The 14,825-nt window shown below is 62.7% G+C and carries 10 protein-coding genes; 2 read left to right on the top strand and 8 right to left on the bottom strand.

From position 1 onward, the window contains the following. Nucleotides 1–39: 39 nt before the first annotated feature. The 6 genes from fmdA to urtA form a co-directional block, all read right to left on the bottom strand. Nucleotides 40–1,269: a formamidase gene (fmdA, locus tag ACFXS9_RS06085; RefSeq protein WP_392686147.1), complete on the bottom strand. Its 1,230-nt coding sequence runs from the start codon at nucleotides 1,267–1,269 to the stop codon at nucleotides 40–42. Nucleotides 1,270–1,305: 36 nt separating this feature from the next. Then, the gene (gene urtE / locus ACFXS9_RS06090) at nucleotides 1,306–1,995 is read right to left on the bottom strand and encodes an urea ABC transporter ATP-binding subunit UrtE (RefSeq protein WP_057843158.1); all 690 of its coding nucleotides are present in this window, start codon (nucleotides 1,993–1,995) and stop codon (nucleotides 1,306–1,308) included. 69 nt (nucleotides 1,996–2,064) lie between these two features. Then, nucleotides 2,065–2,820: an urea ABC transporter ATP-binding protein UrtD gene (gene urtD, locus ACFXS9_RS06095; RefSeq protein ID WP_392686150.1), complete on the bottom strand. Its 756-nt coding sequence runs from the start codon at nucleotides 2,818–2,820 to the stop codon at nucleotides 2,065–2,067. Nucleotides 2,821–2,887: 67 nt separating this feature from the next. Then, nucleotides 2,888–4,033: an urea ABC transporter permease subunit UrtC gene (gene urtC, locus ACFXS9_RS06100; RefSeq protein ID WP_392686153.1), complete on the bottom strand. Its 1,146-nt coding sequence runs from the start codon at nucleotides 4,031–4,033 to the stop codon at nucleotides 2,888–2,890. Between the two features lie 17 nt (nucleotides 4,034–4,050). Beyond that, nucleotides 4,051–4,977, bottom strand: a complete 927-nt coding sequence (urtB, locus tag ACFXS9_RS06105; RefSeq protein WP_392686156.1) for an urea ABC transporter permease subunit UrtB — start codon at nucleotides 4,975–4,977, stop codon at nucleotides 4,051–4,053. Nucleotides 4,978–5,099: 122 nt separating this feature from the next. Next, nucleotides 5,100–6,359 (bottom strand): urea ABC transporter substrate-binding protein, encoded by a 1,260-nt coding sequence (gene urtA, locus ACFXS9_RS06110; RefSeq protein WP_392686159.1) that lies wholly within the window; start codon nucleotides 6,357–6,359, stop codon nucleotides 5,100–5,102. A gap of 172 nt (nucleotides 6,360–6,531) precedes the next feature. Between urtA and ACFXS9_RS06115 the strand changes: the two genes are divergently transcribed. Together ACFXS9_RS06115 and ACFXS9_RS06120 are read left to right on the top strand one after the other, a co-directional pair. Then, entirely contained in the window at nucleotides 6,532–9,903 is a 3,372-nt protein-coding gene (locus tag ACFXS9_RS06115; protein ID WP_392686162.1) for an ATP-binding protein, read from the top strand. Beyond that, nucleotides 9,893–10,822, top strand: coding sequence for a response regulator (locus ACFXS9_RS06120; RefSeq protein ID WP_392686164.1), 930 nt, complete (start codon nucleotides 9,893–9,895; stop codon nucleotides 10,820–10,822). The genes ACFXS9_RS06115 and ACFXS9_RS06120 overlap by 11 nt, the downstream gene beginning before the upstream one ends. Nucleotides 10,823–10,877: 55 nt before the next feature. Here the strand turns inward: ACFXS9_RS06120 and ACFXS9_RS06125 are convergent, their stop codons facing one another. Beyond that, nucleotides 10,878–13,583 carry a molybdopterin-dependent oxidoreductase gene (locus ACFXS9_RS06125; protein ID WP_392686167.1) on the bottom strand — a complete coding sequence of 902 codons (2,706 nt, stop codon included), beginning with the start codon at nucleotides 13,581–13,583 and terminating at the stop codon, nucleotides 10,878–10,880. Between the two features lie 13 nt (nucleotides 13,584–13,596). Next, nucleotides 13,597–14,814: an NAD(P)/FAD-dependent oxidoreductase gene (locus ACFXS9_RS06130; protein WP_392686170.1), complete on the bottom strand. Its 1,218-nt coding sequence runs from the start codon at nucleotides 14,812–14,814 to the stop codon at nucleotides 13,597–13,599. Nucleotides 14,815–14,825: the final 11 nt, after the last annotated feature.

Genomic DNA, 14,825 nt, shown 5'->3' on the forward strand with positions numbered 1-14,825 from the left:
TGACACGCGGCGCCGTCCCGCACCCTTCTCGCGCCGGAATCACTTGTCCGGAGAGATCGGCATCTGGATGTCGCCCTTGATGTGTTTGATGGGCCCGGCCGACGACGGCATGATGTCGAAGTCGAATATCTCGGTCGGCAGCCACAGCGTGGCGCAGGCGTTGGGCACGTCGACGACACCTGAGATGTGGCCCTGGCACGGCGCGGTGCCGAGGATCGAATAGGCCTGCGCGCCGGAATAGCCGAACTTCTTAAGATACTCGATCGCGTTCAAACACGCCTGGCGATAGGCGATGTGGACGTCGAGGTAATGCTGCTTGCCGGCCTCGTCGACCGAGATGCCCTCGAAGATCAGGTAATCCTTGTAGTTCGGCGTGATCGGCGACGGCTTGAACACGGGATTCTTGATGCCGTACTTGGCGACGCCATCCTTGATGACATCGACCTTCAGATGCAGCCAGCCGGCCATTTCGATCGCGCCGCAGAAAGTGATCTCACCGTCGCCCTGGCTGAAGTGCAAATCGCCCATCGAGAGTCCTCCGCCCGGCACATAGACCGGGAAAAAGATCTTCGAGCCGCGCGACAGATCCTTGATGTCGCAATTGCCGCCATGCTCTCGTGGCGGCACGGTGCGGGCGCCTTCGGCACCGACCTTTGCTTTGACATCGCCCTTGGCGCGGCCGGCATGCGCGGTCGCGGCGAACGGCGGATTGGCAAGGCCCGGCACGCGCGTCGGATTGGTCGCGATCAGCGCGGTCTCGCGCTCATTCCAGGTCGCCAGCAATTTCGGATCGGGCAGACAACCGATCAGGCCGGGATGGATTAAGCCGGCAAAATTTACGCCAGGCACGTGGCGCGACGAGGTGTAGAGACCCTTGATGTCCCAAATCGATTTCTGCGCCAGCGGGAAATGGTCGGTCAGGAAGCCGCCGCCGTTCTGCTTGGAGAAGAAGCCGTTAAAACCCCACAGGCTTTCCTTCAACGGACCGACATCGAGCAGGTCGACTACGAGCAAATCGCCGGGCTCGGCGCCCTTGACGCCGATCGGGCCGGACAGGAAGTGCACGATCGAGAGGTCGATGTCGCGCACGTCATCGGCGGAATCGTTGTTCTTGATGAAACCGCCGGTCCAGTCATAGGTCTCGATGATGAAATCGTCGCCCGGATTGACCCAGGCCACGATCGGAATATCGGGATGCCAGCGGTTGTGGATCATGTCGTTGTCGTAGGCCGATTTCGAAAGATCGACCTTGATCAGTGTCTCTGGCATCGATAGCTCCCCTTTTAGACAGCACAGGTTGGGTTTTCAGACGGACAAGAATTTCGAGACTTGCGCGGCATCGACGCTGTCGCGCGGCTCGTCGCGGACGATCTCGCCGTTCTCGATGACCAGCACGCGGTCCGCGATGTCGAGCGCAAAGCTCAACACCTGTTCGGAAACAACTATCGACAGGCCGCGCTCGTCGCGGATGCGCTTCAGGGTGCGCGCCATGTCCTTGATGATCGACGGCTGGATGCCCTCGGTCGGTTCGTCCAGCAGCAGCACTTTTGGCTTGGTGGCGAGCGCGCGGGCGATCGCGAGCTGCTGCTGCTGTCCGCCCGAGAGATTGCCGCCGCGCCGGCCTTTCATCTCCAGCAGCACCGGGAACAATTCGTAGATGTCCTCGGGTACCTCCGAGCCGCCCGACACCACGAGCCCGGTCTCGATGTTCTCCTTCACCGTCATGGTAGAAAAGATCATGCGGCCCTGCGGCACGTAGGCGAGGCCCTTGGCGACGCGCTCGTAGCTCGGCAGCGCGCTGAGCTCGGCGCCTGCCATGCTCACCGATCCGCTCTTGGTCGGCACGATGCCCATCAGCGACTTCATCAGCGTGGTCTTGCCCATGCCGTTGCGGCCCATGATCGCGACGATCTCGTTGGGTGCGACCGAGACGTTGAGGCCGTGCAGCACTTCGCTCTGGCCGTAGGCAACGTGAAGATCCGAAATAGCCAGCATGAGCGTGCTCTCCTTATTTCTTGAGCATGATCTTGTTCGAAAACCAGACGCCACCTACGGGATCATGCGCTAATGTCCGAGGTAAACTTCGATCACCTTCGGATCGTTCTTGACCTTCTCCATCGTTCCCTCCGACAGGATCTGGCCCTGGTGCAGCACCGTGACCTTGTGGGCGATGTCCTCGACGAACTTCATGTCGTGCTCGATAACGAGCACCGAGCGATCCTTGATGATGCGGTTGAGCAGCTCCGCGGTCTTGGCGCGCTCGCTGACGCTCATGCCGGCGACGGGCTCGTCGAGCATCAGGAGCTCCGGGTCCTGGATCAGCAACATGCCGATCTCGAGCCACTGCTTCTGGCCGTGGCTGAGCTGGTCGGCATAGGTATCGAGACGATCCTTCAGGAAGATCATCTCGGCGACTTCCTCGATGCGCTGCTTGACGGCAGTATCGCGCTGGAAGGTGAGCGAGCCGAACACGGTACGGCCGCGCGGATAGGAAATCTCCAGATTCTCAAACACGGTCAGATCCTCGAATACCGACGGGGTCTGGAACTTGCGCCCCACGCCGGTCTGCACGATCTGGTTCTCCTTAAACTTCGTCAGCTCCTTGCCGCGAAACTGGATGGAGCCTGAGGTCGCCTTGGTCTTTCCGCAGATCAGGTCGAGCACCGTGGTCTTGCCGGCGCCGTTGGGGCCGATGATGACGCGGATCTCGTTCTCCTCGACATAGAAGGAAAGATTATTCACGGCCTTGAAGCCGTCGAAGGAGACTGTGAGGGCCTCGACCGCGAGCAGGAAGGGTTTGGGCTGGTGACCGATGAGCATGATCTATCTCCTCATTCCGCCAGTGTGGCATCGGCAACCGAGATGACCGATGAGCATGATGTTCTCCTCACTCTGCCGGCGCGCCGTCGGCGACCGAATTGCCGGCCCACGCGCCCGACTTTGATTTGCGCCATGCCAGCAGCCGGTCGATGCGCGGCTGAACGTAATCAGCCCAGATTCCCGACAGGCCGTTCGGGAAAGCCAGCACGACCGCGATGAACAGCGCGCCGAGGCCGAACAACCAGAGCTGCGGGAAGGATTCCGAAAGGCTGGTCTTGGCAAAATTGACCAGCAGCGCACCCCACACCGCGCCGAAGATCGACATCCGTCCGCCGACGGCGGTGTAGATCACCATTTCGATCGACGGCACGATGCCTACAAAGGACGGCGACATGAAACCGACGTTGAGCGCAAACATGGCGCCCCCTATCGCGGCGAAGATCGCAGCCATGCAGAAGGCAAAGATCTTGAAGTTGGCGACGCTGTAGCCGGAGAAGCGGACGCGATCTTCCTGTTCACGCATCGCCACCAGGATGCGGCCAAGCTTTGTCAGCCTGATGAATTGCGCGATGAGGATGCAGCCGAACAGCAGGAACACTTCAAAGAAGTATAGAACGACCTTGGCGTGGTCCGGCCTGATGTCCCATCCCTTCAGCGTACGCAGGTCGGTCATGCCGTTGATGCCGCCGGTGTAGCCCTGCTGCCCGACGATCAGAATGGTCAGGATGGCGGCGACGGCCTGGGTGATGATCGCGAAATAGGTGCCGCCGACACGGCGCTTGAACATTGCGGTGCCGATGATCAGAGCGAAGAGGCCTGGGACCAGGATGATGGCGAGAACGGTGAAGGTGAGACTGTGGAATGGCTGCCAGAACAGGGGCAGCGCGGTTATCTGGTTCCAGTCCATGAAATCCGGGATACCGGGCGTGGACTGGATCTTGGTGTTCTCGACGCTTGATGCTTCCAGCTTGAGGAACATCGCCATGCAGTAGCCGCCGAGGCCGAAGAACACGCCCTGCCCCAGGCTCAGGATTCCGCCATATCCCCAACACAGCACGAGGCCGATCGCGACGAAGGCGTAGGTCAGATATTTCGCGACCAGGTTGAGACGGAACACATCCAGCGACAGGGGCAGGATCACGACCAGGACCACGGCTAGCGCAACGAAGCCAATGAGCTCGGATCGATTGAAGAACCGTGAGGTGATGATCATGACCGTGCCTGCTTTCGTTATTTGCGGACCTTGAGGGCGAACAGACCCTGCGGCCGCAGCATCAGAATTCCGACGACGGCGAGAAGCGTGAGCACCTTGGCCATCGACCCCGACGTGAAGAACTCCAGCGTCGACTGGGTCTGCGAGATCGAGAAGGCGGAGGCGATGGTGCCGAGCAGGCTGGCTGCGCCGCCGAACACGACCACCAGGAAGGTGTCGACGATGTAGAGCTGGCCCGACGTCGGTCCGGTCGAACCGATCATGGTGAACGCGCTTCCGGCTACGCCGGCGATGCCGCAGCCGAGTCCAAAGGTGTAACGATCGACCTTCTCTGTATTGATGCCGACGGCGCCGGCCATGATACGGTTCTGCACGACGGCGCGGACCTGGCGGCCCCAGCGCGACTTGTACAGGACATAGGAGACCACGATGGTGATCAGCACGGTCAGACCCATCACGAACACGCCGTTAATCGGGACCTCGATGCTGTCAGTGACCTTGAGCGAGCCCAGCATCCATTGCGGCAACTCGACTCCGACTTCGCGGGCGCCGAATACCGAACGATAGGTCTGCTGGAGGATGAGGCTGAGGCCCCAGGTGGCGAGCAGCGTATCGAGCGGGCGCTTGTAGAGGTGCCGGATCAGCCCCCACTCCACCAGCATTCCGAGCGCGCCGGAGGCGAGGAAAGCCAGCATCATCGCGAGAAAGAAATAGCCGCTGAAAAGACCTGGCAAATAGCTCTGGAACAAATTCGACGTCATCCAGGTGACGTAAGCCCCTAAGATCATGAACTCGCCATGCGCCATGTTGATGACGCCCATCTGGCCGAAGATGATGGCAAGGCCGAGCGCCATCAGCACGTAGACGGAGAACAGGATCAGGCCCGCAAAACCCTGCATGACGAAGATGGAGCCCAGATCGCCAATCGAATAGTCGCCGAACATCTGACTTCTCCGCCGGAGGAAGGTCCCGCGTCGCGAGAGAATTCGCGACGCGGGGTCGTGAAGCGCGGATTGACGGTCCACGCCAGGGAGCGGTTGGAAAGTTGCGGGAAGGCTTCCCGCGCTTATTGGTAGCCCTTCGGGAACGGGTCGGGCTCGATCAGATCAGCGGTCTCGAAGATCAGCTCGAACTGACCATCGAGCTTGGCGCGCCCGACGCGGGTCTTCGACCAGAGGTGATGGTTTTCATGGATGCGCACGTAGCCTTCGGGCGCCTCCTTGAATTCGACGCCGGGCGAAGCGGCTGCGATCTTGTCGACGTCGAAGCTGCCGGCCTTCTCGCAGGTCAATTTCCACAGCCACGGGCCGAGATAGCCGGCCTGCGTCACGTCGCCGATCACGGTCTTCTCGCCCCACAACTTCTTGAAGGCCGGAACGAACGCCTTGTTGTTGGCATTGTCGAGCGACTGGAAGTACTTCATGCAGGCATAGGCGCCGGCGATGTTCTCGCCGCCGATGCCGTCGATTTCGTCCTCGGTCACCGAGATCGTCAGCAGCGCCTGCTTGGAGAGGTCGACGCCGGCGGCCTTGAGCTGCTTGTAGAAGGCGACGTTTGAACCGCCGACCACGTCGGTGAAGATCACGTCGGGCTTGGTCAGCTTGATCTTGTTAATGACCGAATTGAACTGGGTGCTGCCGAGCGCGTAGTATTCCTCGCCGACGACCTTGCCCTTCAGCACGTTCTCGACGTGCTTGCGCGCGATCTTGTTCGAGGTGCGCGGCCAGATGTAATCCGAACCGATGAAGAAGAATGATTTGGCGCCCTTCTCCTTGGCGATCCAGTTCAGCCCGGCGAGAATCTGCTGGGTGGCTTCCTGGCCGGTGTAGATGACGTTCTTGGACTGCTCGAGACCTTCATAGAAGGTCGGATAATAGAGCATGCCGTTGTACTGCTCGACGACCGGCAGCACCGCCTTGCGGGATGCCGAGGTCCAGCAGCCCATGATCGCCGCGACTTTGTCGTTGACGAGAAGCTTCTTGGCCTTTTCCGCAAAGGTCGGCCAGTCGCTGGCGCCGTCTTCCTGGATGAACTTGATCTTGCGCCCGAGCACGCCACCGGCGGCGTTGATCTGTTCGATCGCGAGCTTTTCGGCCTGGATCGAGCCCGTCTCCGAGATCGCCATCGTGCCGGTGGCCGAGTGCAGGATGCCGACGGTGACCTCCGTATCGGTGACCGCGAGCCCCGTGGTGTTGACGGTGGCGGTTGCGGGACCTGCCCCGAATGAGGGCCGAGGAAGGATCGAAACGAGCGGCAGCGCCGCCGCGCCCATCAGCAGTTTGCGGCGAAGCGGAGACTGCAGGCCCCTGTTTGGTTCGTCTGACATGAGCACCCCATTTTTTGTTCGAGAACGCTTATTGGTCAGGCGAGGATTGCCCAGAATTGTGCACGGCACAGATACGTGGGATTGCGTATATTGCACCGCAAAATAGCGACGTAGGTTTTGGTACGGAGTTTGCTGGGCCAAGCGGGTCGGTCGAACTGGGCAGGAGCAGCGGGTGGCAGGGCGGCAGCGGATAGACCGCGTCAGGCGCCAATATAACCAATGGGTTGCCAACCAGACGCTGGAAGACTACGCGCTGCGCTTCACCGCCAAGAGCGCGCGGCGGTGGTCTGCCGCCCGCGTCGCCAATACCGCGCTCGGCGCGATCTCCTTTTTGGCGCTGGAGGCGATCGGCGGCACCATTACGCTTAATTACGGCGCGGCCAACGCCACGTCAGCCATTCTTGTCGTCAGCGTCATCATCTTCCTCTGCGGCCTGCCGATTGCCTATCATGCCGCAAAATGCGGCATCGATATTGATCTGCTGACCCGCGGCGCCGGCTTCGGCTATATCGGCTCCACCATCACCTCGCTGATCTACGCCTCCTTCACCTTCATCTTCTTCGCGATCGAGGCAGTTATCATGGCCGCGGCGCTCGAGATGTGCTTCGGCATCCCGCGCCCGATCGGCTATCTCATCAGCGCCGTCGTCATCATTCCCTTGGTGACCTACGGCATCACCCTGATCAGCCGCTTTCAATTGTGGACGCAGCCGATCTGGATCGTACTTCACATCCTGCCGTTCGTGGCGATCGCCTACGCCAACCCGCAGTCGTTCACGGAGTGGCGCAAATTCGCAGGCGAGCATGGCGACGCCGGTGGCCATCTCGATCTGCTGCTGTTCGGCACCGCCGCGTCGGTCGTGTTTTCGCTGGTTGCACAGATCGGTGAGCAGGTCGACTTCCTGCGGTTTCTGCCGCGCGATCGCCGCACCTCGCGAACGTCATGGTGGATCGCGCTGCTCAGCGCCGGCCCCGGCTGGATCATTTTCGGCGCGCTCAAGCTGCTCCTGGGCTCTTTCCTCGCCTACTTCGCGCTGAGCCATGGCGTCACCAGCGAGCAGGCCGCCGAGCCGGCACACATGTATCTCGAAGCGTTCCGCTACGTGCTGTCGCAGCCCGATCTGGCGCTGGCGCTGACCGGCACCTTCGTCATTCTCTCGCAGATCAAGATCAACGTCACCAACGCCTATGCCGGCTCGATCGCCTGGTCGAACTTCTTCTCGCGACTGACCCACAGCCATCCCGGCCGTGTGGTGTGGCTCGTCTTCAACGTTCTGGTGGCGCTGCTATTGATGGAAATCGGCGTCTACAAGGCGCTCGAGCAGACGCTGGCGCTTTATTCCAACGTGGCGATTGCCTGGGTCGGCGCGCTGGTTGCCGATCTCGTCGTCAACAAGCCGCTCGGCTTGCGCCCGCAGCACATCGAGTTCAAGCGCGCGCATCTCTGCGATATCAACCCGGTCGGCGTCGGCGCGATGACGATCGCGACCATCGTTTCGATCTCTGCCTTTTACGGCCTGTTCGGCCCGACGGCGAAGGCGCTCTCCGCCTTCGTGGCGCTCGCGGTTGCCTTCGTCACCGCGCCCCTGATCGCCTGGGCGACCGACGGCAAGTATTACATCGCGCGCAAGCCGAAGCGGAGCTGGCAGAACCTCGAATCGATCCAGTGCTGCATCTGCGAGCACTCGTTCGAGCCGGAGGACATGGCCTCCTGCCCAGCCTATGCCGGCCCGATCTGTTCGCTGTGCTGCTCGCTCGATGCGCGCTGCCATGATCTCTGCAAGCCGCATGCGCGCGCCGGCGCTCAGGTCTCGGACATGCTCGGGAAGCTGTTGCCGGAGGCTATCTACGCGAGGATCAATTCGCAGTTCGGGCACTATCTCGGCGTGTTCGCGGTCTCCGCGGGTCTGGTCGGGCTGACGCTGGGGCTGATCTACCTGCAGACCTCAGCGGCAATGCCCGTCGAAAATTTTGCACTGTCCGACGTACTGTGGAAGGTGTTCTTCGCGCTCACCATCATCATCGGCGTGGTGACATGGTTGTTCGTGCTGGCGCAACAAAGTCGTCACGCGGCGGAAGCGGAGACGCGGCGGCAGACCGCGCTCCTGATCCAGGAGATCGACGCGCACAAGCGAACTGACGCTGAGCTGCAGCGCGCCAAGGAAGTCGCCGAGTCCGCAAACCTCGCCAAGAGCCGTTACGTGGTGGGTTTGAGCCATGAACTGCGCTCGCCGCTGAATGCCATCTCAGGCTATGCGCAGTTGCTGGAGCAGGATTCCAGCCTCCCTGCAAAGCCCCGCGACCAAGTGCGCGTGGTCCGGCGCAGCGCCGACCATTTGTCGGGACTGATCGACGGTATCCTCGATATCTCCAAAATCGAAGCAGGCCGGCTTTATCTGTCGCGCGACGAGGTCCGCCTGAGCGAATTTCTCGATCAGCTCGTCGGCATGTTTCGCGTTCAGGCCGCCGCCAAAGGTATCGACTTCATCTTCAAACGGCCTTCGGTGCTGCCGCTCGTCGTCTTTGCCGATGAGAAGCGGCTGCGGCAGGTTCTGATCAACCTGCTGTCGAATGCACTGAAGTTCACGCAGACCGGAAACGTGCAGTTTGTCGTGCATTACCGCAGCCCCGTCGCGGAGTTCGAGATCATCGATACTGGCCCCGGCATCCAGCCCGACGACCTCGAACGCATTTTTGCGCCGTTCGAGCGCGGCGCGCTCGGCGTCTCGCAACCGCAGACCGGCACTGGGCTTGGGCTGACCATCAGCCGGCTGCTCGCGGGCGTAATGGGCGGTGACATCAAGGTGACGAGCCAAGTCGGCAACGGCAGTACGTTTCGCGTGAAGATCCTGCTCTCGGAGGTGACCAATCCGACGCGAATTGCGCCGGTGGAGGCGCCGATCTTCGGCTATCACGGCCCGCGCAAGACGATCCTGATCACCGACGACGATCCCACTCACCGCGATCTCCTGCGCGAGGTGCTGACCCCGCTCGGCTTTATTTTGCTCAGCGCGCCCGATGGCTCCGGCTGTCTCGCGCTGGCGCAGCATTGCCGGCCTGATTTGTTCCTGCTCGACATCTCGATGGCCGGGATGGACGGCTGGACGGTAGCGGAAACGCTGCGCGCAAGCGGCCATCACCAGGCGCGTATCCTGATGGTGTCGGCGAGCGCGCTTGAGGCGCATGGCGCGCCGCTGGCACAACCGTTCCACGACGGCTACCTGATGAAGCCGATCGATATTCCCAAGCTGCTCGAAACCATCCGGCAATTGCTGAAGCTCGAATGGCAGTATGAGGCGGGCGATGTCCCCGCGCCGCATTGGAAGCCGGAGACCGGATCGCGGCCGCCGGTGAAGCATGTCGAGGAACTGATCGGGCTCGGGCAACTGGGCTACGTCCGCGCGATCCAGGTCAAGCTCGACGAGATCGGAAATGACTACCCCGAACATGCCGACTTCGTGTCGCAAATGCGCGCATTGATCGACCGATTCGATCTCGATCAGTACATGGCGACCCTGAAAGCCCTGCACAGCTATGATCATTGAACCAAAAAAGCGCGACGTCGCCCTTGTCGTCGACGACTCGCCGGAGACGTTGCGGCTATTGACCGATGCGCTCGACGGCGCGGGCATGACCGTCATGGTCGCGCTCGATGGTGCTTCCGCCATGCGGATCGTCGACCAGATCACGCCTGATATCGTGCTGCTCGACGCTGTGATGCCGGGGATGGATGGGTTCGAGACCTGCCGGCGGCTGAGGCGCGACGCCGGGCTCGACCATGTTCCGATCATCTTCATGACAGGGCTGGCCGAAACCGAACACATTGTACGCGGGCTGGAGGCCGGCGGCGTCGACTATGTGACAAAACCAATCGCGGTCGAGGAGATGCTGGCGCGCATCCGCGTTCATCTCGCCAATGCCCGCCTGACCCAGAGCGCGCGCGCCGCGCTCGACGTTTCCGGCCGCTATCTGCTCGCCGTGAATGCCGCGGGCAAGATCATGTGGGCAACACCGCAGGCGCAGAAGCTGCTCTCCGACTCGCTCGCCGCCGACGGTGACGATGACGTCATGCTGCCCGAGCCGATTCCGCAATGGCTCGATGAGACGCGCAAGGGCAAAGCCGCGGCGAAGGCCGCGGCCATGCCGACGCGTCACGGCAACGAGCAGCTTCGCCTGCAATATATGGGGAAGCTCGGCGCGAACGAATTCCTGCTGCGGCTGGCGAAAGATTCCGGCGCGGAGGCGCCAGTGGAATTCTCCAGCGAGTTGGGGCTGACGACGCGCGAGGGCGAAGTGCTGTCATGGCTGTCCAAAGGCAAGACCAACCGCGATATCGCGCAGATTTTGGGACTCTCCCCGCGCACCGTCGACAAGCACCTCGAGCAAATCTATTCCAAGCTCGGCGTCGAGAACCGCACCGCCGCGGCGGCAATCGCGGTGAATGCGAGGAACAGGAAGGGGTGAAGGGGCTGCTCTGCTCCTTCTCCCCGTTCTTCACGGGGAGAGGGAGAGGAGCCACCTAGTTCGCCGTCGCCAGCTTCCGCGGCTCGGCATCCCCCGAGCCGGTCTGCCCGATCAGCCGCTTCAATTCCGGAATGCAGGAGCCGCAATTGGTGCCGGCTTTCAGCTTGGCACCGATGTCGGCGGCGGTGCCCGCGCCCGCTGCGATGGCCTCGCTGATCGTGTTGCGGCCGACGCCGAAGCAGGCGCAGACGATCGGGCCGGCGTTGGCGAGGCCGTCGATCGATTTGCCCGACAGCAGCATGCGGCGCTGGTCGTGGTTCAGCGTATCCGCGACAAACAGGTCCTTGACCACGTTCCAGTCGCCGGCGTCGCGCGCCGGGCCGATGAACAGGCAGGTGTCGATACGGTCGCCGTCAAAAGATGCGGCGCGATAGACGCCGCCGCCAAAGTCCTTGTATTCGGCGAGATCGTCGCGTGCGATGGATTTCAGCCAGGATTGCCAGCCTGCGACATCGCCATTATCGGCGAACAGGTAGCCATGGCCGCCGTTGACGGCAACGCGCGCTACCCAGGCATGCGCGGGCAGTTCGAGTGGCTTGCGCGACAACGCAAAGCCGCGGAAGACGTATTCGTACGGCACGATCGAGGCCGGCGTCGCCTTGTTCTCGGGCTGGCCCGAGAACGGATCGGTGACGGGCGCCACCAGCGAGCCAACGCGTGCGCCGGTCGCATTGGCCTCGCTCCAGTGGATCGGCGCGAACAGCATGCCGCGCTGCTGGCGTTCGCTGACGATGACGCGGAGCGTGCATTGCCCATAGTCCGTCGTGATCCGCGCGAAATCGCCGTCGGCGACGCCGTATTTTGCGGCATCGTCAGGATGGACTTCGACGAACGGCTCCGGCAGATGCTGGCCGAGCCGTGGGCTTTCCCCCGTGCGGGTCATGGTGTGCCACTGGTCGCGGATGCGCCCGGTGTTGAGCCGCAAGGGCCGTGCCGCGCTGGTCTCGGTTCGCAGCGCCGGAATTTCCGGCGCGATGAAACGGGCTCTGAAATCGTTGGCAAAGAAACCGCCTTCGGCGAAGAAGCGTGCTTGCGGCTCGGTCCCCTGCCGGACCGGCCATTGCACCGGCGCCATTGCATCGAAATCGCTGTCCGACAGCGACTGCAGCGCACCGATATCGAAGTCCCGCGCGCCCGCGTTCTCGAAGGTCGAGAGCGCCGCGTGCTCGCGAAAAATATCTGCCGCCGAGGTGAAGCTGAACGCCGCGCCGAAGCCAAGGCGCCTGGCGACTTCGCCCATGATCCACCAATCGGGCTTGACCTCTCCCGGCGAGGGAAGAAATGCGCGCTGCCGCGAGATGCGCCGTTCCGAGTTGGTCACCGTGCCGGATTTCTCGCCCCAGGCCTGCGCCGGCAGCACCACATGCGCGCCCGCGTCAACCGTGTCGTTCGAGATCACGTTCTCGGAAATCACGAACAGCTCGAGCTTCTTCAGGGCTTCGCGAACACCGTCCGCGTTCGGCAGCGACACCGCCGGATTGGTGCCCATCACCCACAGCGCCTTGATCTCGCCGCGCGTGATGGCCTCGAACATCTGCACCGCCTTCAGGCCCTCATGGGTGGCGATGCGCGGCGCCTTCCAGAACCGCCGCACGCGATCGATATCCGGCGGCGTGAATCCCATATGGGCGGCGAGCTGGTTGGCGAGCCCGCCTACCTCGCGTCCGCCCATCGCGTTGGGCTGCCCAGTCAGCGAGAACGGCGACGCGCCCGGCAGGCCGATCCGCCCGGTCGCGAGGTGGCAATTGAGGATGGCGTTGACCTTGTCGGTGCCCTGCGCCGATTGATTGACGCCCTGCGAATAGAGGGTGACCACGCGCGGCGTATTGGCAAACATCTGGAAGAATGTTGCGACGTCCTGCTCGGACAGGCCTGTCGCCAGCGCCGTCGCGCCGACGCTGCCGGCGATGCTGCGCGCGCGGGCGGTGGCATCGTCGAAACCGGTGGTGTGGAGTTCGATGTAGTCGCGGTCGAGTACGCCGTTGTCCGCGAGGTAAACCAGCAACCCGCTGAACAGCGCCGTATCCGTGCCTGGCTTCAATCCCAGGAACAGATCGTCGTCGCCCACGGTGTCGGTCCGGCGCGGGTCGATCACGACGATGCGTGCGCCGCGCTTCTGCTTGCTGGCGATCATGCGCTGGTACAGCACCGGATGGCACCAGGCCGCGTTGGAGCCGACCAGCACCAGGAGGTCGGCCTCGTCGAGATCCTCGTAACATCCAGGCACGGTGTCGGCGCCAAAAGCGCGGCGGTGGCCGGCGACGGACGAGGCCATGCACAGCCGCGAGTTGGTGTCGACATTGGCGCTGCCGACAAAGCCCTTCATCAGCTTGTTGGCGACGTAATAGTCCTCCGTCAGCAACTGGCCGGAAAGATAGAACGCGACCGCGCCCGGACCGTCGCGCGCGATGATATGCTGAAGCCTGTGTGCGACATGGTCGAGCGCGTCGCTCCAGGCGACCCGCTCCATGGTTCCTTTGCCGCAGCGGATCATCGGATAGAGCAGCCGGTTCGTCAGCCCGAGCGTCTCGCCAAGCGCCGAGCCCTTCGAGCACAGCCGGCCGAAATTGGCGGGATGATCAGGGTCGCCCGAGATCGCCGCCCCGCCCCGCCCGTCCGGCGTTGCCAGAATGCCGCAGCCGACGCCGCAATAGGCGCAGGTGGTTTTGACAGCGCGGAGATCGGGATCGACGACGGTCATGCTAGCAATCCGATCATGCGGCCTCGGAACGGACCGCGAGCGAGCGGCCGAACATCATGTCGGCGCGAATTCGGGCCGTCGGCTGACGCGTCCGGATCAATTCGAGATACCAGAGCGCGTCGACGACATCGCCGATCAGCACGGCGCCCGTTAATCGCCCATCCACGATCACGAGCTTCTTGTAAGTGCCGTGGTTGATGTCGGAGAGCACGATGGCCTCGCTGCCGTCGCCGCCCATAAAATCGCCGGCGGAGAACACGCTGACGCCGGAAACTTTCAGATTGGTCGCAACGACGCTTCCGCTGTACGATGCTTCACGCCCGGCGAGATGCCGCGCCAGCACCCGCGCCTGCTCATAGGCCGGCTCAACCAGGCCGTAGCAGACGCCGCGATGCTCGGCGCACTCGCCGATGGCGAATATACCGGAGGCGCCGGTCTGCATATGATCGTCGACCACGATGCCGCGATTGACAGGGATACCGGCTTCCCTGGCGAGCGCGATGTTCGGACGAATGCCTGCGGCAAAGATCGCGGCGTCGGCCTCGAGCCGACGTCCGTCCGCCAGTTCGACGCCTTCAACCCGCGTCTCGCCATGAATGCTCGCCGTGTTGGCGTTGAGCAGGATCTCGATGCCCTTGCTCTCGACAAGGGATTTTAATAGCGCCGCCGCAGGCGCGTCGAGCTGGCGCTCCATCAGGCGGTCCATCAGATGTACCAGCGTCACCGGCGCGCCGGCCTTGGCGAGGCCATAAGCGGCTTCGAGCCCCAGCAGTCCACCGCCGACCACGACGACACGCTTCTTCTGCGCGGCCAGCGTCAGCAGCAAGTCGACATCGCGGCTGTCACGAAACGTGTGCATGCCGGCGAGATCGGCGCCAGGTACATTCAGCCGCAGCGGCGACGAGCCGGTGGCCAGCACCAATTTCGAAAACGGAATGCTCTCGTCGTTCTCGATCTTGAGTTCACGGCGACCGACATCAATCTCGGTCGCCACGCAGCCATATTTCAGGGTGACGCCGCGGTCGCGCCACCAGGACGCCGGCCGCAGCTCGATGTCCTGCGAAGTGGTTTCGCCGGCCAGCACCGATGACAACAGCACGCGGTTATACGCAAGCCGCGGTTCGTCGCCGATCACGGCGATGGCGTAGCGGCCCAAGGCCACCTTGGCGAGTTCATCGACCAGACGGGCAGCGGCCATGCCGTTGCCGACGATGACGAGCGGTTCGCTCATGGCACGTCCTC

This window comes from Bradyrhizobium sp. RDI18 (assembly GCF_043203335.1).
Lineage (GTDB): Bacteria > Pseudomonadota > Alphaproteobacteria > Rhizobiales > Xanthobacteraceae > Bradyrhizobium > Bradyrhizobium retamae.